The organism is Maridesulfovibrio ferrireducens (genome assembly GCF_016342405.1).
In the GTDB taxonomy this organism is placed as follows: Bacteria; Desulfobacterota; Desulfovibrionia; order Desulfovibrionales; family Desulfovibrionaceae; genus Maridesulfovibrio; species Maridesulfovibrio ferrireducens_A.
Window position 1 is genome coordinate 1 of the sequence record NZ_JAEINN010000009.1, and the last position, 16,082, is coordinate 16,082.

14 protein-coding genes are annotated in these 16,082 nt (G+C 42.5%); 9 read left to right on the plus strand and 5 right to left on the minus strand.

Annotation, left to right across the window (positions count from 1 at the left end; translation table 11 throughout):
* Positions 1–148: 148 nt before the first annotated feature.
* Positions 149–1,348: an SLC13 family permease gene (locus tag JEY82_RS10895; RefSeq protein ID WP_304085421.1), complete on the minus strand. Its 1,200-nt coding sequence runs from the start codon at positions 1,346–1,348 to the stop codon at positions 149–151.
* 216 nt (positions 1,349–1,564) lie between these two features.
* Here JEY82_RS10895 and dnaE point away from each other — a divergent pair, with 216 nt between their 5' ends.
* The 9 genes from dnaE to JEY82_RS10940 all read left to right on the plus strand — a co-directional run bounded on the left by dnaE (position 1,565) and on the right by JEY82_RS10940 (position 11,215).
* Positions 1,565–5,077 (plus strand): DNA polymerase III subunit alpha, encoded by a 3,513-nt coding sequence (gene dnaE / locus JEY82_RS10900; protein WP_304085422.1) that lies wholly within the window; start codon positions 1,565–1,567, stop codon positions 5,075–5,077.
* Positions 5,078–5,134: 57 nt separating this feature from the next.
* Positions 5,135–5,521: a 6-carboxytetrahydropterin synthase QueD gene (gene queD, locus JEY82_RS10905; protein WP_304085423.1), complete on the plus strand. Its 387-nt coding sequence runs from the start codon at positions 5,135–5,137 to the stop codon at positions 5,519–5,521.
* A gap of 4 nt (positions 5,522–5,525) precedes the next feature.
* Positions 5,526–5,993, plus strand: coding sequence for a D-aminoacyl-tRNA deacylase (gene dtd / locus JEY82_RS10910; RefSeq protein ID WP_304085424.1), 468 nt, complete (start codon positions 5,526–5,528; stop codon positions 5,991–5,993).
* Between the two features lie 135 nt (positions 5,994–6,128).
* Complete coding sequence (locus JEY82_RS10915) at positions 6,129–6,560, plus strand: ATP-binding protein (RefSeq protein ID WP_304085425.1); 432 nt, start codon at positions 6,129–6,131, stop codon at positions 6,558–6,560.
* Positions 6,542–6,871 carry an STAS domain-containing protein gene (locus JEY82_RS10920; RefSeq protein WP_304085426.1) on the plus strand — a complete coding sequence of 110 codons (330 nt, stop codon included), beginning with the start codon at positions 6,542–6,544 and terminating at the stop codon, positions 6,869–6,871. The genes JEY82_RS10915 and JEY82_RS10920 overlap by 19 nt, the downstream gene beginning before the upstream one ends.
* 26 nt (positions 6,872–6,897) lie before the next feature.
* Positions 6,898–8,010 carry a FapA family protein gene (locus tag JEY82_RS10925; protein ID WP_304085427.1) on the plus strand — a complete coding sequence of 371 codons (1,113 nt, stop codon included), beginning with the start codon at positions 6,898–6,900 and terminating at the stop codon, positions 8,008–8,010.
* Between the two features lie 8 nt (positions 8,011–8,018).
* Entirely contained in the window at positions 8,019–8,774 is a 756-nt protein-coding gene (locus tag JEY82_RS10930) for a motility protein A (RefSeq protein ID WP_092158726.1), read from the plus strand.
* A 14-nt stretch (positions 8,775–8,788) separates the two neighbouring features.
* Positions 8,789–9,535: an OmpA family protein gene (locus JEY82_RS10935; RefSeq protein WP_304085428.1), complete on the plus strand. Its 747-nt coding sequence runs from the start codon at positions 8,789–8,791 to the stop codon at positions 9,533–9,535.
* A 9-nt stretch (positions 9,536–9,544) separates the two neighbouring features.
* Positions 9,545–11,215, plus strand: a complete 1,671-nt coding sequence (locus JEY82_RS10940) for a glycosyltransferase (protein ID WP_304085429.1) — start codon at positions 9,545–9,547, stop codon at positions 11,213–11,215.
* A 77-nt stretch (positions 11,216–11,292) separates the two neighbouring features.
* Here JEY82_RS10940 and JEY82_RS10945 read toward each other — a convergent pair whose 3' ends face one another.
* The 4 genes from JEY82_RS10945 to JEY82_RS10960 form a co-directional block, all read right to left on the minus strand.
* A complete protein-coding gene (locus JEY82_RS10945) occupies positions 11,293–11,523 on the minus strand; it encodes a zinc ribbon domain-containing protein (RefSeq protein ID WP_304085430.1) in 231 nt (76 codons plus the stop codon).
* 262 nt (positions 11,524–11,785) lie between these two features.
* A complete protein-coding gene (locus tag JEY82_RS10950) occupies positions 11,786–13,516 on the minus strand; it encodes a CHASE4 domain-containing protein (RefSeq protein WP_304085431.1) in 1,731 nt (576 codons plus the stop codon).
* Positions 13,517–13,629: 113 nt separating this feature from the next.
* A complete protein-coding gene (cysS, locus tag JEY82_RS10955; RefSeq protein ID WP_304085432.1) occupies positions 13,630–15,087 on the minus strand; it encodes a cysteine--tRNA ligase in 1,458 nt (485 codons plus the stop codon).
* A 90-nt stretch (positions 15,088–15,177) separates the two neighbouring features.
* Positions 15,178–16,080 (minus strand): hypothetical protein, encoded by a 903-nt coding sequence (locus tag JEY82_RS10960; protein WP_304085433.1) that lies wholly within the window; start codon positions 16,078–16,080, stop codon positions 15,178–15,180.
* Positions 16,081–16,082 lie beyond the last annotated feature (2 nt).

Sequence of the window (16,082 nt, forward strand, 5' to 3'; positions counted from 1 at the left end):
GGCGTTCAGCCGTTGCCGACCCGAGAAAGAGGTTCTATGAGAATCCAACCAAACAGTCAATAGGTTTTTGAATTATTATGGGCATCCCCTCATATTAGTTCACTTAACGCCGTTAACCTTAGATTTTAAAGTAATGCAGAGCTCGTTGCTATCTATATATATAGGGGATGACCTTCCAGACCCAAAACGAAAGCAGAACAGCTCCGCATATATTCAGAACCATTCCCAACCCCAACATAGACCGTAATGACACTCTCTTCATCTCTCCAAAGGCCAAACTGTTGCAGGGAGTGGCTATCGGAGTCATGAACGCACAGGTTGAAGCTATAGAAACCAGTATCATAAGTAGCATAGGGCTGGTTTCGAATGAAAAAGCTGTGTGAACCACCACTGCGAAGAAGGCCGTTGAAACTACCGTGTTGCTGAGTATCTCTGTAAGTAGAATCACAACCGCTGCTGTTACCAGATAGAGCAGGTATCCTCTTTGTCCATCCACAGCCATCAAGGTTAAAAGGTCTTTGAACTCTTCTGCCGCATACTCGTCAAGATTTAAAAGCTTCACTGCGACAATGAATACCCCTAAAATTAAAAGCAATAAGAGTCCCCGCTTTGGTACCCCTTCGAGTAAGCTCCCCCAGCTCATCAACTTCCCTTTCCCAAATATCAACTTAAGAAACACAACCGTAAAGATCAGAGCGACGACAGGTTCGAACTCCGCATAAAACGGAAGGAACTCTCTTATAACCGAACTGACCAGCCAGAACCCCAGGAATATTCCGAAGATGCTCAGTCCCCGCTTTTGCTTTATGGTTATCCGTTCCACTTTATTTAAAAATTTTGACGGGATTGCCTGCTCTCCCTTTGGAATAGCAAAACGGACTACAAACCATGAAAGCAAGAGGAACAGAATAACCAGCGGCAATGCCCATATGAACCAGTTGAAAAAGGTAATCTGCTCTCTGCCCGCAACTTTGAAGAAATCCATCGCACCGATAAGCAGTATATTTGCAGGACTTCCAATAAGCGACCCCATCCCTCCGATATTTGCTCCATATATAATAGATAGAGTTAGAGGTGTGGTCATGGATTCAAGTTCTGCGTCCAGTTTACGGATGACAGGAATCATGGCCAGCACTGTTACAGCATTTGGAATGAACATGGACATTCCCGCTGAAACGAATATCAATGACAATAACAGATAGTCAGCTCTTCCACGGCTGAAGCTGACGGCTTTTGCAGAAAAATATTCGGGCAGCCTCACAGAGGCCATCACCTGGTACAGAATGTACCCGGTAACGAAAAGTAACAGGAGCGGTGCTCTTTCATATATATATAGTAGGAAGCTCATTCAGAAATTCTACCTGTGCAGTTATTATTAGTTGAGACAACGCTCGGCATCCACTCCGTTCAACGTCCCGACAAATTTATATATTTTAAACTCAAACTCAAACTTTATGAAAACTGATTTTATAAATTGCCCAAATCGTGTTGACTAGTCCAGCTTAATACAAATACTACCACTTCAAGCAACTTTAGAAAACTATCCCATTATCAGGAATAATAAATGTCAGAATTTGTCCATTTACATGTTCACACCGAGTACAGCCTGCTGGACGGTGCCATCCGCATCAAAGATTTATGTCAAAGGGCTAAAGATCTCGGAATGCCGGCAGTTTCCATAACCGACCACGGAACCATGTTCGGAGCCGTGGCATTCTATATGACTGCGCTCGACATGGGCATTAAGCCGATCATAGGCTGTGAAGTGTATGTGGCTCCCGGCGACGTAGATGATGAGGATGCACACACAAAAAAAGATCGCAGAGAAAGGTTTCACCTTATACTTCTGGCAAAAAATCAACAAGGATACAAAAATCTTATCAAGCTTGTATCCCTCGGATACCTTGAAGGCTTTCACTATAAACCACGCGTAAGTAAATACCTGCTAAACAAATACAGCGAAGGGCTTATTTGCCTTTCGGCCTGCCTTGCCGGTGAGCTCAGTAAATCTCTAATGAACGAAGGGATCGATGCGGGCGTTGAAATGGCGCAGACATACGCCAAAATGTTCCCCGACAACTTCTACATCGAAGTTCAAGCCAACGGCCTTGATATACAGGAAGATGCTAACAAGCTGCTCATTGAATGCGCCAACCGCACAGGCTTACCGCTTGTTGCCACCAATGACTGCCATTACCTGACTCAAGATGACTATGAAGCTCATGACCTGCTGCTCTGTATTCAGACCCAGACAACTGTGGATGCTGAGAAAAGAATGCGCATGGACACCAATGAACTTTACTTTAAAACGCCTGAGGAAATTGAACAATATTTCGCGCATGTACCGGAAGCTGTAGCCAATACTCAGCGCATAGCCGAGATGTGTAATCTTGAAATTGAACTCGGCAACTACTACTTCCCGGAATATGACCTCCCCGAAGGCATGACCATCAACACCGAATTCGAAAAGCTTTGCCGCGAAGGTCTGAAAAAAAAACTGGAAAATGTTCCCTACGAAGTTGATGAAAAGAAATATTGGGACAGGCTTGATTACGAGCTGGGTATCATTATCGAGATGGGCTTTCCTGCATACTTTCTTATTGTTCAGGACTTCATCAACTGGGCCAAGGACAACAGAATTCCAGTAGGCCCGGGTCGAGGCTCGGCGGCGGGTTCTATAGTTGCATGGTCCTTGCGAATCACAAACATCGACCCGCTCCCCTATGATCTGCTCTTTGAAAGATTCCTCAACGTTGAACGTATTTCCATGCCTGATATCGACGTCGACTTTTGCGAGCGTAGAAGACTTGAGGTTGTTAAGTACTGTTCCGAAAAATACGGATGGGATCACGTAGCTCAGATCACCACATTCGGAACCATGAAAGCCAAAGCTGTAATCAAGGATGTTGGCCGTGCAATGGGCATGGCTTTTGCTGAAACGGACAAGATCGCAAAACTTATACCTGATGATCCGGGCCTGCTGGCAAAAATGCTCGGTGTAAATAAAGCTAAAATCAATGTTGCAAATGCAGTTAAGGCCATCCCTGAATTGCAGAACATGGTGGATTTCGATCCGAAAATTGCCAAGCTGATAGATATCGCCAACCGTTTGGAAGGAATGTCCCGCCATGCCTCCACTCACGCGGCAGGTGTTGTTATCTCCGACAAACCCATGACTGACTACCTTCCCCTTTATCGTGGTAAAAAGGGCGAAGTTGTTACCCAGTACGACATGAAAAAGGTCGAAAAAGTCGGCCTGATTAAGTTTGACTTTCTTGGCCTGAGAACCATGACCGTTGTTGAAGACTGTCTTGATATTATACGGGAACAAGGCAAAGAAGCTCCAGACCTCGACAACCTTATTCTGGACGATCAGGCCACTTATGATATTTTTTGTAAAGGGGATACTGACGGAGTTTTTCAGGTTGAATCTTCGGGGATGCGTAAATATCTGCGCATGCTCAAACCGAACTGCTTTGAAGATATTATCGCAATGCTCGCCCTGTACCGCCCGGGTCCACTCGGTTCGGGAATGGTTGACGAGTTTATTAAACGTAAGCACGGTGAAATAGAAGTCAGCTACCTCTATCCCACCCTTGAAGACAGTTTGTCCCCTACTTACGGAGTTATTGTTTATCAGGAACAGGTTATGGCGGCAGCCATGATCATCGCCAACTATTCACTCGGAGAAGGTGACTTGCTCCGACGTGCAATGGGTAAAAAAGACCCTGAAGAAATGTCCAAACAGCGGGTTAGATTTCTCGAGGGGGCACGGGAAAATGAGATTCCGGAAAAAACAGCTAACGCGATTTTTGACCTTATGGAAGAATTCGCGGCTTACGGTTTCAACAAATCCCACTCCGCAGCTTACGCACTTATTTCATACTATACGGCCTTCCTTAAGGCGCATTTCCCTGTAGAATTCATGGCAGCTCTGATGAGTACTGAAATGAATAATACCGAAAAAACCATCATGTACATCAATGCCTGTCGCGACATGGAAGTTACTGTCCGTCAGCCGGATATCAACTTAGGTAAAGCAAGGTTCTCTGTTCATCACGGGGACATTCTTTACGGCATGGCCGGAATTAAGAACGTTGGGGAAGAGGCTATCGATGAAATTGTTATCGAACGCGAAAAGAACGGATCTTTTTCCAGCCTGATTGATTTCTGCTCACGGGTAAACCTGCGCAGAGTTACGAAAAGAGTAATCGAATATCTGATCCGGGCAGGAGCTATGGACTGCCTCGACGTTACGCGTGCCGGTCTCATGGCTGGTCTTGATAAGGCTGTTTCCTACGGTCAAAGAAAAACTAAAGAGAAAGAATCCGGCATGCTCAATATGCTTGATATGCTCGGAGGTTCAAAAGAATCAGACAGCGCACCTACCCCCGTAACTTTTGAAGAATTCAATACAGAAGAATGGGATGACGACGAAAAGCTTAAACTTGAGAAAGAAGCTCTCGGGTTCTTTTTAACAAGCCACCCGCTTCTCGCCTACCATCACGAAATGAAAAGACTGGGCCTCGTCACAATTGATGAGTGCAAGCAGATGTCCAACGGAGCACAGGTCAGACTCGGTATAATAATTCCGACCTATAAAGAATATGTCACCAAAAAAGGCGACAAAATGGCCTTCTGTCAGATGGAAGATATGACCGGCTCCGGTGAACTGACCATGCTGCCCAACACTTTTGCCGTTGCCGAACATTTTTTATCGGAGGATCAACCTCTGTTGATAAAGGGCAAGATAGATCTCCGCGATCAGGAAGACGGAGACTCAGATGCACCGAAGCAGGCAAAAGTTCTGGCGGAAGAAGTTTCTCTATTAGCCAATGCTCAAGCGGGATGTCAGGAAGCTGTTCCTCTTCCGGTTCACCACAAGCTCTGCTCCGAAGAAGGAATAACAGAACTTAAAGCCATCCTTGGCGGATATCCCGGATCGGCGCCCGTAACTCTTCAACTTTTCCTGGAAGAAGCAGTATGCTCTTTGCGACTTGGACCATCTTATATGATAAGACCCAATGGAGATTTCTGGAAAGAATTCAATATGTGGCGCAAAAAAGCTTCTGCGTAAAAGACTAAACAACGATCAATAAATAAAGACAATAAGATTAGACTCAAGGAGAACATAATGAACAAAGGGACATGGAGACTTAAAGTAAAAAAAGATTTCGCTGCAGCGCACCAGTTAAGAAACTACGGTGGAAAATGCGAAAATATACATGGTCATAATTTTGGGGTTGAAGTTGAGATTGAAGGAAACAAACTTGATTCCAAGATCGAAATACTCATGGACTTCAAAGTACTTAAGAATGAACTTTCCGCAGTATTGGAAACACTGGACCACAAGCATCTCAACGAGATTGAATACTTTAAGCACAGAAACCCCTCGTCAGAAAATCTGGCCCGTTATGTTTATGAAGAAATGAAAAAAAGAGTCGAAACAGACGGGATTAAACTTGTCTACGCCTCTGTCTCAGAAAATGACTCTTCCGTAGCGACATACAGCGAAGCTTAGTCCTATGCGCTTAGTGATACAAAGAACCAGTAGAGCAAAAGTTGATGTTGCGGAACGTACTGTCGGGTCCATCGGGCCGGGGATAATGGTACTGGTCGGATTCGGAAAAGAAGATACAGCAAAGCTTCCGGTTTCAAAATCATGGGAAACAATCATTAATAAAATGATAGGTCTCAGAATTTTTGAAGACACCGAAGGACGCATGAATCATTCACTGAAAGACTTCGAAGGAGACATCCTTCTTATTTCGCAGTTCACTCTCTACGCCTCCTGCCGCAAGGGAAGAAGACCCTCTTTTACAGACGCGGCTGCGCCTGCTCTTGCAAACAGTTTATTTGAAAAGTTTACTGAAACAGTCAGGACCAAAGCGCCGGGAAAAGTCGAAACAGGTGAATTCGGAGCCCTTATGAATATCGACTTTGTTAACTGGGGGCCTGTTACAATCTTTTTGGATTCCAAAGATTTCGCCTAAAAATTCAGCTTTTAGCTTGACTTATTTTGCGAAAAAGGGAGGATTAGGTTTATTAAATCAGTCACTCATATCGACAACACTTGCAACAACTGACCGGAATTATACTTCCTATCAGTAAGGACATCCGGAGCATTCATGCATAGCTTTGTGCTGGAAGCGGTTCCCAACCCTGAAGAAAGTAGAGAAATTGCCAGAAGAGCAATTCTTATACTTAAAAAGTTCATCTCGAATGAAGGCATACTTCATGACATAGACCTAGTCTTAACAGAAGCATGCTCCAATGTAGCCAGACACGCTTATGAAAAAGTAGCTGACTGCAACAGGCTGGAACTGAAAATATCAATCTTTCCGCCAGAATACATTGTCCTTGAAATTGCGGACTGGGGAAAAGGACTTTGTTCTGAAACCATTGATTTCTCAATGCCTTCGCCAGAAGCGGTTGGAGGACGCGGCATGTTTATTATGTCCAAACTAATGGATTCTTTCGAACTTATTAAAGAAAATGATAAGAACATAATCAGGTTAACTCGCAGGATAGAGGAAGATCAATGGCAGACGAAAGAATAACCATTTCCGACGGAGTGCTTACTCTTAAATTCGGAAAAGAAATCACCATCGAATCTATCTATGATTTCAAAAATGAAGTCGAAAAGCAAAGCAACTCTTCTGAAATAAAAATTGTTATTGCCAATCTTTCAGAAGCCCTCTTTTTAGACAGTTCAGGAATAGGCTTCCTCGTGTCCTTGAATTCCAGACTGAAAAGCCTCAATAAGAATATGTATCTATTACGCCCAAGCGAGCACATACGTAAAACATTGGAACTCGTCAGGCTGATTTCTTTTTTCGATATAATTGAAGACGAAAGAGAAATTTCTTAGTTTTTCAGCTACCTACGGAGCCTGCCATGCCCTGCCTGAAGCACTTCTTCGACCCGGACTTTAATCATCAGAACCTGAAACCAACTCAGAAAAATGACGGAAGTACCGATTTCTATAATATGGGATACGTTCAAAGCGTTGTCATAGGGCAAATTCTTGCCCAGTGGCAGGAAGAGGAAGAAGAGGGAAAGTGTGCAAATGGATACAGGCACTATTCTGAAAAAAAATTTCCAAAAGGCCCAAACACAAAAATCAATCCAGACGACTCAGATCAATTAATTGCGACTCGCAACGGCTACGTTTTTTATAACGAAGACGGTCTGATCATGGTCAAGGAACTGCTCAACATCAGAGGAGATGTGGGTTTGTCCACTGGTAATATTTTTTTCATTGGAGATTTGGTTGTACATGGTTCAATCAAATCCGGATTGGAGGTAAATGCCTTTAACGTTAATGTAAAAGGTATTATTGAGCAGGCTTATGTCAAGGCTGGTGGATTTTTGAAATGTGACGGAGGCATCAAAGGACATGGTCGGGCTCAGATTGAAGCAAAAGAAAGTCTACGGGCAAACTTCTGTGAAAATGCAACAATTGTAAGCGGTAAAAATATTATCATTGATAAAAGTTGCATGCACAGTAAAGTTTATTCCGAAGGTAAATTTGCAGTTAAAGGCAGACTATGCGGCGGCCCTTGCTACAGTAGCCAGTACATCTATGTAGGGGAACAACTCGGTGGCGGACTTAGCACCCCGGCTCAATTAATAGTTGGATACAGTCCTTTGGTACTGCTGCACATAGACAAAATATCTGGACAAATAGACAAGCTGAACGACCTTATAGCAGAATTGACAGGTAAACTGTCAAACGATGCAAGCAATGCGATTGAATACAGAGAAAAAATTGATAAGTATGAGATAAAAGTCCGTTTCTTAAAAAACAAAAAGAAAGAGCTGTGGAACACACTGGAACAGACTGCAAAACTTGAATCTTGCAGAATAATGGTTTCAGGTATTGTCAAAGCAGGTGTAGAAATAAGTATCGGACAAGCTTTTTTACAGGTTAATGAACCCTTGGAAGATGTTTTCTTCTATTATGAAAACCATGAAATTAAAGTGGGATCTCCCGCGCTAAAGAAATAGATACATATATGGATATTGCAACTTTAATAGGTATTGTCGGCGGATTTGGTCTTATTGTCGCAACGATTATGATGGGGGGTAATGCTGCAGGTTTTCTTGACGCTCCTTCTGCTATTGTTGTTCTCGGAGGTACTTTTGCCTCTGTCTTTATTATGTTCCCCATGAGCGTAGTTCTGAAAGCATTCAAAATAGCTCTTAAAGGATTCTTCTCAAAATCAAGAGACCCCAAAGCTATTATTGATCAAATCGTAGCGCTTGCTGAAACAGCAAGGAAAGAAAGTCTAGTGGCCCTTGAAAAAGTTGCAATAGATGATCCTTATCTAAAAAAAGGTGTCATCCTTGTCGCAGATGGTACTGACTCCACGATAGTTCGGGCTATCATGGAGATTGAAATTGATTTCATGAAAAAAAGACACTTTCAAGGCCAGTCAGTTATGAAAGGCATGGGAGCAATGGCCCCTGCATTCGGTATGATCGGTACACTCATCGGCCTGGTTAACATGCTTTCCAACCTCAGTGATCCTGACGCAATCGGACCTGCAATGGCGATTGCATTGCTCACAACTCTTTACGGATCAGTTCTTGCCAACGTCGTTTTCCTTCCTCTCGCTAAAAAGCTTGAAGAACGCTCATTTGAAGAGTCACTGTATATGGAAATCATGGTTGAAGGAATTGTCGCTATTCAGAAAGGGGAACACCCATCGATTGTAAAAGAAAAGCTTCAATCATTCCTTGCACCGGCAATGCGCGACGCGGCAGCCTAGCATAAAGGTCTGTCATGGCAAAAATAGTAATTCTTAAGCCGAAAAATAATGATCCACCTCCAGAGGAAGGGTTACCTCCGTGGATGGCGACATTTGCGGACATGGTTACTCTTTTGCTCTGCTTTTTCGTGCTTCTTTTATCTTTTGCATCCAATGACGCTGAAAAATTTAAAGAACTCTTAGGCTCAATTAAAGACGCATTCGGAGTTAAAATTGAAAGGCCCGAAGCGGATCACCTTGCACTTGCTCCGTCGGACCTACAGCGCAAAGAAATAAAAATGGACAGCAATGATAAAAGACTACTTGGTCTTGTCCTGCGTATTAAAGCCCTTCTGGATGATGACGAGTCCACCCGAAAATCCTCCGGCGTAAATGCTGATCAGGACGGCGTAATCATGAGCACCGACAGCGCGTCACTATTTGAGCCCGGAACAGCGAAGTTAAAACCGGGTGCGAACAAGGTTCTAAACAAGGTCATCAGTATCCTTAAAGAAAATAATTACAACCTTGTTGTTCGAGGACACACCGACAACATAGAAACCAGCTCGAAAAAATTTCCAACAAACTGGGAGCTTTCAGCCGCAAGAGCGGCCAGAGCTTTACGCTACATCGCAGAACATGGCGGAATTTCGACCAAAAGACTCAAAGCTGTCGGATATGCAGACACTCAGCCACTAGTAAAAAATGACACCCCCGCCAACAGAGCAAAAAACAGAAGGATTGAATTTTTCTATCACAAACCTGCACGCGACTCATGGTAGGACATTTAAATGACTGAAAAATACATTGCTCAGGTTATTAAGAAAGATTCAAGATTGCAGGATATATGCATTTCCTCCGACAACAAAACAAAGCATATGTGGGGAAAATACGGCCCCCGCAATGAAACGAAGCTTTCATCAGAAGCTGATCCCCAAAAAATGATTCTACTCATAGGGTCCGGAATAGGGGTTACCGCAGAAATTTTACTGGAACAGACAAACCGTCCTCTGCTCATACTGGACTGCGAAGAACCTATTCTCGCCGTGACCGACTTAAAAAGAAAATTTCAAAATCATCAGAATGTCTGCTGGATAAACACATCCTCCCCGACCACAGCAGTCCGCCATATTTTAGAACTCAAACGGCAATATAAACTTGATATTCAACTGCTGACCATACCTTTTTACCTCAGACTTTCCCCTTTTTATACAGAAGTAACTCAGCTACTTCTGAACGAAGCAACTACTAAGCCGCAACATCCGTCATGGCCGAAATTTCAATCTGAAAATCCCAGAATACTGCTTCTGACCAGCCAATACTTTTTGATGGGTGAAATTGTCGCGGCATGCGAAAGACAATCCATTCCGCATATGTTCATAAATATGGATGCCAAAGAAATGAACCTTGATATCTTTGTCTCCAGAATATCTTCAGCAATAAATATTTTCAGGCCAGACTTTGTGCTGACGGTAAATCATCTGGGAGTCGATCAGGAAGGAGTCTTAAACACCTTACTCCATAAATTTGATGTCCCTATGGCTTCATGGTTTGTCGACAATCCGCTACTTCTGCTCCCCCTTTACAAAGCTCAGGCCGACAGCAACACCACTCTCTTTACATGGGATGCCGACCGCATGGATTCTCTTAAGGACTTGGGGTTCCAAAACATATTTCATCTTCCGCTTGGAACAGATCAAACCAGATTCAACCCCGGTAATGGTTGCAGCAATCCCGAATGGGCCAGAGATATTTCTTTTGTCGGCAATTCAATGGTTCACAAAACAGCGCGCCGCTTAGAAGCAGCAGGACTTTCCGGCCCGCTAAGACTTCGCTGGAAAGAAATCGCGCATGAATTTGGAAAAAGATCAGAGCCCTCAGTCTTTAATTTTTTAAAAACTGATTACCCGGAATTAATTCCACATTATGATAATCTCAATTCCCCATACCGCAAACTTGCTTTTGAAACTCTTATCATCTGGCAGGCAACACTTGAATACCGCCTCGCATGTGTAAAACAAACGCTGAATTATTTACCTATGATAGTAGGGGATAGCGGTTGGAATGAACTACTGAAAGATGAAGAGACATGGGAATATCATTCTGAACTTTCATACTATGAAGATCTCCCTCGCTTCTACCCTTGTTCAAAAATAAATTTCAATTGCACCAGCCAGCAAATGAAAGGTGCAGTAAATCAACGAGTCTTCGACGTTCCGGCCTGTAACGGTTTTATTCTTACAGACCATAGATATCAGATGGAAAATTTATTTGAACCCGGCAAAGAAATCGCTGTCTATTACAACACCGAAGAAATACCAGAGATGATAGAAAAATACTCTGCAGAGCCGGATTCAAGGACGAAAATAATAAAAGCAGCGCGAAAAAGAATCATGGCCGAACACACATACGACTGCCGTATCAAAACTCTTATTAAATACATGCGCAAAGCATATACCTAGATAAAAAAAAACCCCTGAACAAAATTCAAGGGCTTAAATTACATTTTTGCTTTCCGCCCGGAAAGCTTAGTCTAACCTCATGAAAATCCGCCAGCCCCACATCCCCCCGCTCCGGAACCTCCGGATGGCGAAGAATATGAACCGTTTCCGGAACTTCCGTCAGACAAATGACCAATGCAAGCCGAAATCAATTTGATAGTATCCTGACTTCCGCAGGATAAACATTCAGGAGATTCAGAATTTGAAACTGAAACCAACTCCTCAAAAATATGCCCGCATTTATTGCATTTATATTCATAAATAGGCATAAACTATTTTCCCTTACGTCCTGTCTTCTTTTTTACATCAGACTGCGCACGGCAGCCTCCAGCAGGACGTCACGGCTGAATTCCAAGTTTAGGCATAACAAACTTAAGTAAAATAAAGACTCCACCGACAACGGCAAGAAGACCTAGTAAATCCATCATATCAGACCTCACAAGATTATTTCTGGTTCATATACCAAGTAACGATTGCATCGAAAAAGTCAATCGCAAGACAAAGAACCAATCTCGAATAATGATACCATTCTTAATATTCTAGATCTACATAAAATGAAAAAGTTGACCCCTCACCCATCAGACTTTCTACCGAAAGGACCCCACCCATCATTCCAACCAACTTACGTGAAATAGGAAGACCTAAACCGGTTCCACCATATTTTCGAGAAGTTGACGAATCCGCTTGAGTAAAACTTTCAAAAATAGTGCTAATCTTATCCTGCGGTATCCCTATCCCTGTATCTGAAACAGAAAAAACAATTCTTGCTGCATCATCTACAGCAACACAAACTTCAACAATTCCTTCGCCGGTAAATTTTATGGAATTACTGATTAAATTTGTCAAAACCTGCCGGATGCGTGTCGGGTCCCCGATCACTTTTTCAGGAACTGCATCTGTCACCTTGCAGAGAATTGTAAGCCCTTTTTTAGCGGCTTCTACATTAAGCACAGACACAACCCTTTCTATCATTTCACGAAGAATAAATTGATGCTTCTCAATTTCTAAATATCCCGCTTCTATCTTAGAAATTTCAAGAACATCATTTATAACTTCAAGCAGCGACTCCCCCGCAGTCCCTGTCACTTCCAAAAAATATTTTTGATCGTTGTCCAGCTTTGTCTCTTTAAGCAATTCAACCATTCCAATAATCGAGTGCATAGGTGTACGTATCTCATGACTCATGTTCGCCAAAAATTCACTTTTAACTCTATTGGCAACTTCAGCCCGTTCTTTCTCTTCCTGCACGAGGTCCAAAGTAGCATTTATTGAATCCGAAAGATCAGTCAATTCGTCATCACCATTTAGTCTCACCTGCAAACGCCTCTCTCCTCCGGTAATACCTTCAGTAACGCCTTCGGTCCCGTCCGCAAAAAGTTGAGCTTTAAGATTTTCAACACGTGATACAAAAAAATAATTCACAAAAAAATAAGTACAAGCCCCGATAACAATCAAAATTGCCAAAGAAAAATACATAAAATTAAAGGTCATAGACGAGCATATGGCATAAATATCCTGTCCCATTTTCAACTTAAGCGAAACAAGAGGTTTACCGAGAACATCCTTCAAAACCTTATAGCCTACAGCGGGAACGCCCACAAAAGAAGAAGAATCAAAAAAGACTCCGTCTTCCTTATTATCCTGCAACTCAGTTAATGAAAGCTGCATATGAAGATTTTTTCCTAATTCTACGATATCTTCGTCTCCAAAAAAACGGCCCATGACCAACGTTCCGCGTGGCTCTTTATCCATTAAGCTGTTCATTATTTTATGAGAAGAAATCATAACAATTGAGTGAGAAATTCTAAGCAGACCGCTTTTACCTTCTTTTCCTGTAGCCTCAATTAAAGCCTTTCCATTGCCTCCCTCGTGAATGAAACATCGTTGAACATCATCAGTACTAACAGTGGAGTGTGCGTCAAAGATCTTCCCGTCATTATCGATAAATAAGACAAAATCCACATTCAAAGTATTAAATACTTCTGGAACGAGATTCGAGCTGATAAATTTTTCATTATGATCTTTCATAAATTGGAAAGATCCATCCCACCATGCCCAGTCACTACATGAACGACCTAGCTCTTCTATTGATTTTGATACCGCATAAAAAACACGATCAAAATTTTCTTCAACCAAAGACTTCTCGATCAGATATGAACTGTGCTTCATAAACTGAGAAATGCCGCCCCATGATCCTATCAGCATAGTTGCGCACATAAGCAAAACGCCAACCATAGTCTTAGTTTTTAAACTAACTCTCATTCATAACTCCTTAGAATATGAAACGTTCCTACTCACGTACTAACTATATAAAAAAAAAGAAACCGGATTAATACCCGGTTTCTTTAATAACTGATTTATGTCGTGTTGTTATTTCAAATTACGTCCCAAACTGGGCCTTGAGGAGTGTCTTTAACCTCAACCCCAAGCTCAGTAAGAGCATCTCTGATCTTATCAGATTCCGCAAAATCTTTATTTTTTCTAGCATCTTGACGTGCAGCAACAAGCTCGTCCACTTTTGAAACTTCAATTCCCTTGCGTTCAAGCATGCAGAGCTTAAGCCCGGCTAAAAAAGTCTCAGGTTTTTCAGTGAAAATTCCTAAAACTTCGCCCCATTTCTTCATATCAGCAAGGATACGAGTCCAAGCATCGCGTCCACCTTCACTTTTACGCCATGCCTTATCTTCGGCAATGCGCCCGGCAAGACGGACAAGTGTGAAAATATACCCCATTGCTCCGGCTGTATTCACATCGTCTTCCATAGCGGCGTCCCAACCCTTTTCTGCATCCTCAAGCTCGGTAAGAACTTCGGCAGGTAAAGCAGCTTTGGACCATTTAGCCTTTTGAAGAGCTTCTTCCATCTGCTCCATGGCAGAATAGACGCGGCGAATACCTTTTTCAGCTTCTTCGAGAGCTTCAAATGAAAAATCAAGTGGACTTCGGTAATGCATTGTCAGCAAGAAATAACGCAGTGTTTCAGGGAGAAATTTTGCAATGATATCTCTGATGGTAAAAAAGTTACCAAGAGATTTAGACATTTTTTCTGAATTAATTTGAACAAAGCCGTTATGCACCCAGAAACGAGCCATAGGCTTTCCTGTCGCAGCTTCACTCTGAGCAATCTCATTTTCATGATGAGGAAAACTCAAATCCTGCCCGCCACCATGAATATCAAATGGAAGTGACAAATATTTTTCACTCATGGCTGAACATTCAAGATGCCAACCGGGACGACCTTGTCCCCAAGGACTTTCCCATGAAGGTTCACCCGGTTTTGCAGCCTTCCAAAGTGCAAAATCAAGAGGATCTTTTTTCTCTTCGCCCGGTTTAATACGTGCTCCGGATTGCAAATCTTCAATATTTCTACCGGAAAGTTTGCCGTATCCTTCAAAAGAACGGACTTTGAAATATACATCACCGGAAGGAGTGGAATAAGCGTGCCCTTTATCAATGAGAGTTTGAGTCAGAGTCAACATCTCAGGGATATGCTCGGTACATTTCGGCTCAATATCGGCTCTGAGAATGTTAAGCTTATCCATATCCACATAAAACTCACCGATGAATTTTTCAGCAAGTTCAGCAGCAGAAACGCCGGATTCATTTGCGCGATTGATAATCTTATCATCAATATCGGTAAAATTGCGTACAAATGTTACATCATACCCTTTGTAACGCAGGTAACGAACCAAAACATCGAAAACAACAGAGGAGCGGGCATGCCCTATATGGCAAAGATCATAAGCAGTAATACCGCAGGCATACAAACTAACCTTATTGCCGTTAGAAGGAACAAATTCCTCTTTTTTACGTTCAAGTGTATTATAAAGGCGCATAGCCACTCCTTATTCTCTTTGCTGATCCTAAAATTTCAATTTATGTAATTGCCGATTAAAAACTTCAATCATAACTCATAAACATGCCGATCAGTTAGTTTGCGTTAACAGCTCGGTTGAAGCCGTAACCTCATATAAACTAAGCAGCTCCTCAAAACTGTTACCCATAAAAAGATAGAGAAGGGGAACAGATTTCACAGGCTCAACCCGAACAACCAAGTGCTCGGGATTATCAATAAATTTTATCATTTCTCCATAAAAATCTTCGGCATAGCCATTTCCAAGACTTCTGGATTTTTGCATTTTGAGTTGAAGGTCTTCAAGCATCCCATCGCGGTATGCTGAAGGACTGATCTCCGCTGAAGAAGCAGAAGAATCAATCATTCTGGTAACCAGGGTGTTGTCATGCAAAACAACCCCTCCGTCTAAAACTTTAACTCCGATTAAACCGCTTAGCCCGAAGCTGTCCAGCTTAACATCACCAAGATTAAAGCCTACATCCAGCCTGCAAATATCCTTACCGTCGAAGCGGAGTTTACGCACTGACATCCGTTTTGCTTCATCTTCATATATATAGTCGGCGGAGAGGTCAAAAGACAGGGCCTCATAGCCCATTTTACGAAAATCACGAGTGAGAGTCCCCATGCTCATAAAATCAACAGGAACTGTTATACCTTTGGCTTCTCCCACGAAAAAATATGGAAACCGGTGAGTGTCATCAAATTTTTTAACTGAAACGCTCTCTACCGAGCAAGTTCCGCCAAGAGCAAAGTCGCATTGAACATTCCAGACTTTTATACTGCGGTCAAACGGGTTAATCATAGCCCGCTCAAAATCAATATTAACAATACTTGAATATTTATCAGTGACTTCTCTTACTTTTTGCGCGGAATAATCTTGAAGTTTAAAATATCCTGCGACTGCGGCAATAACGATTACCGAGACACTCAAGATAAAAACTTTAAAATATGACTTTGTGCTCTTTCCTCTCATAA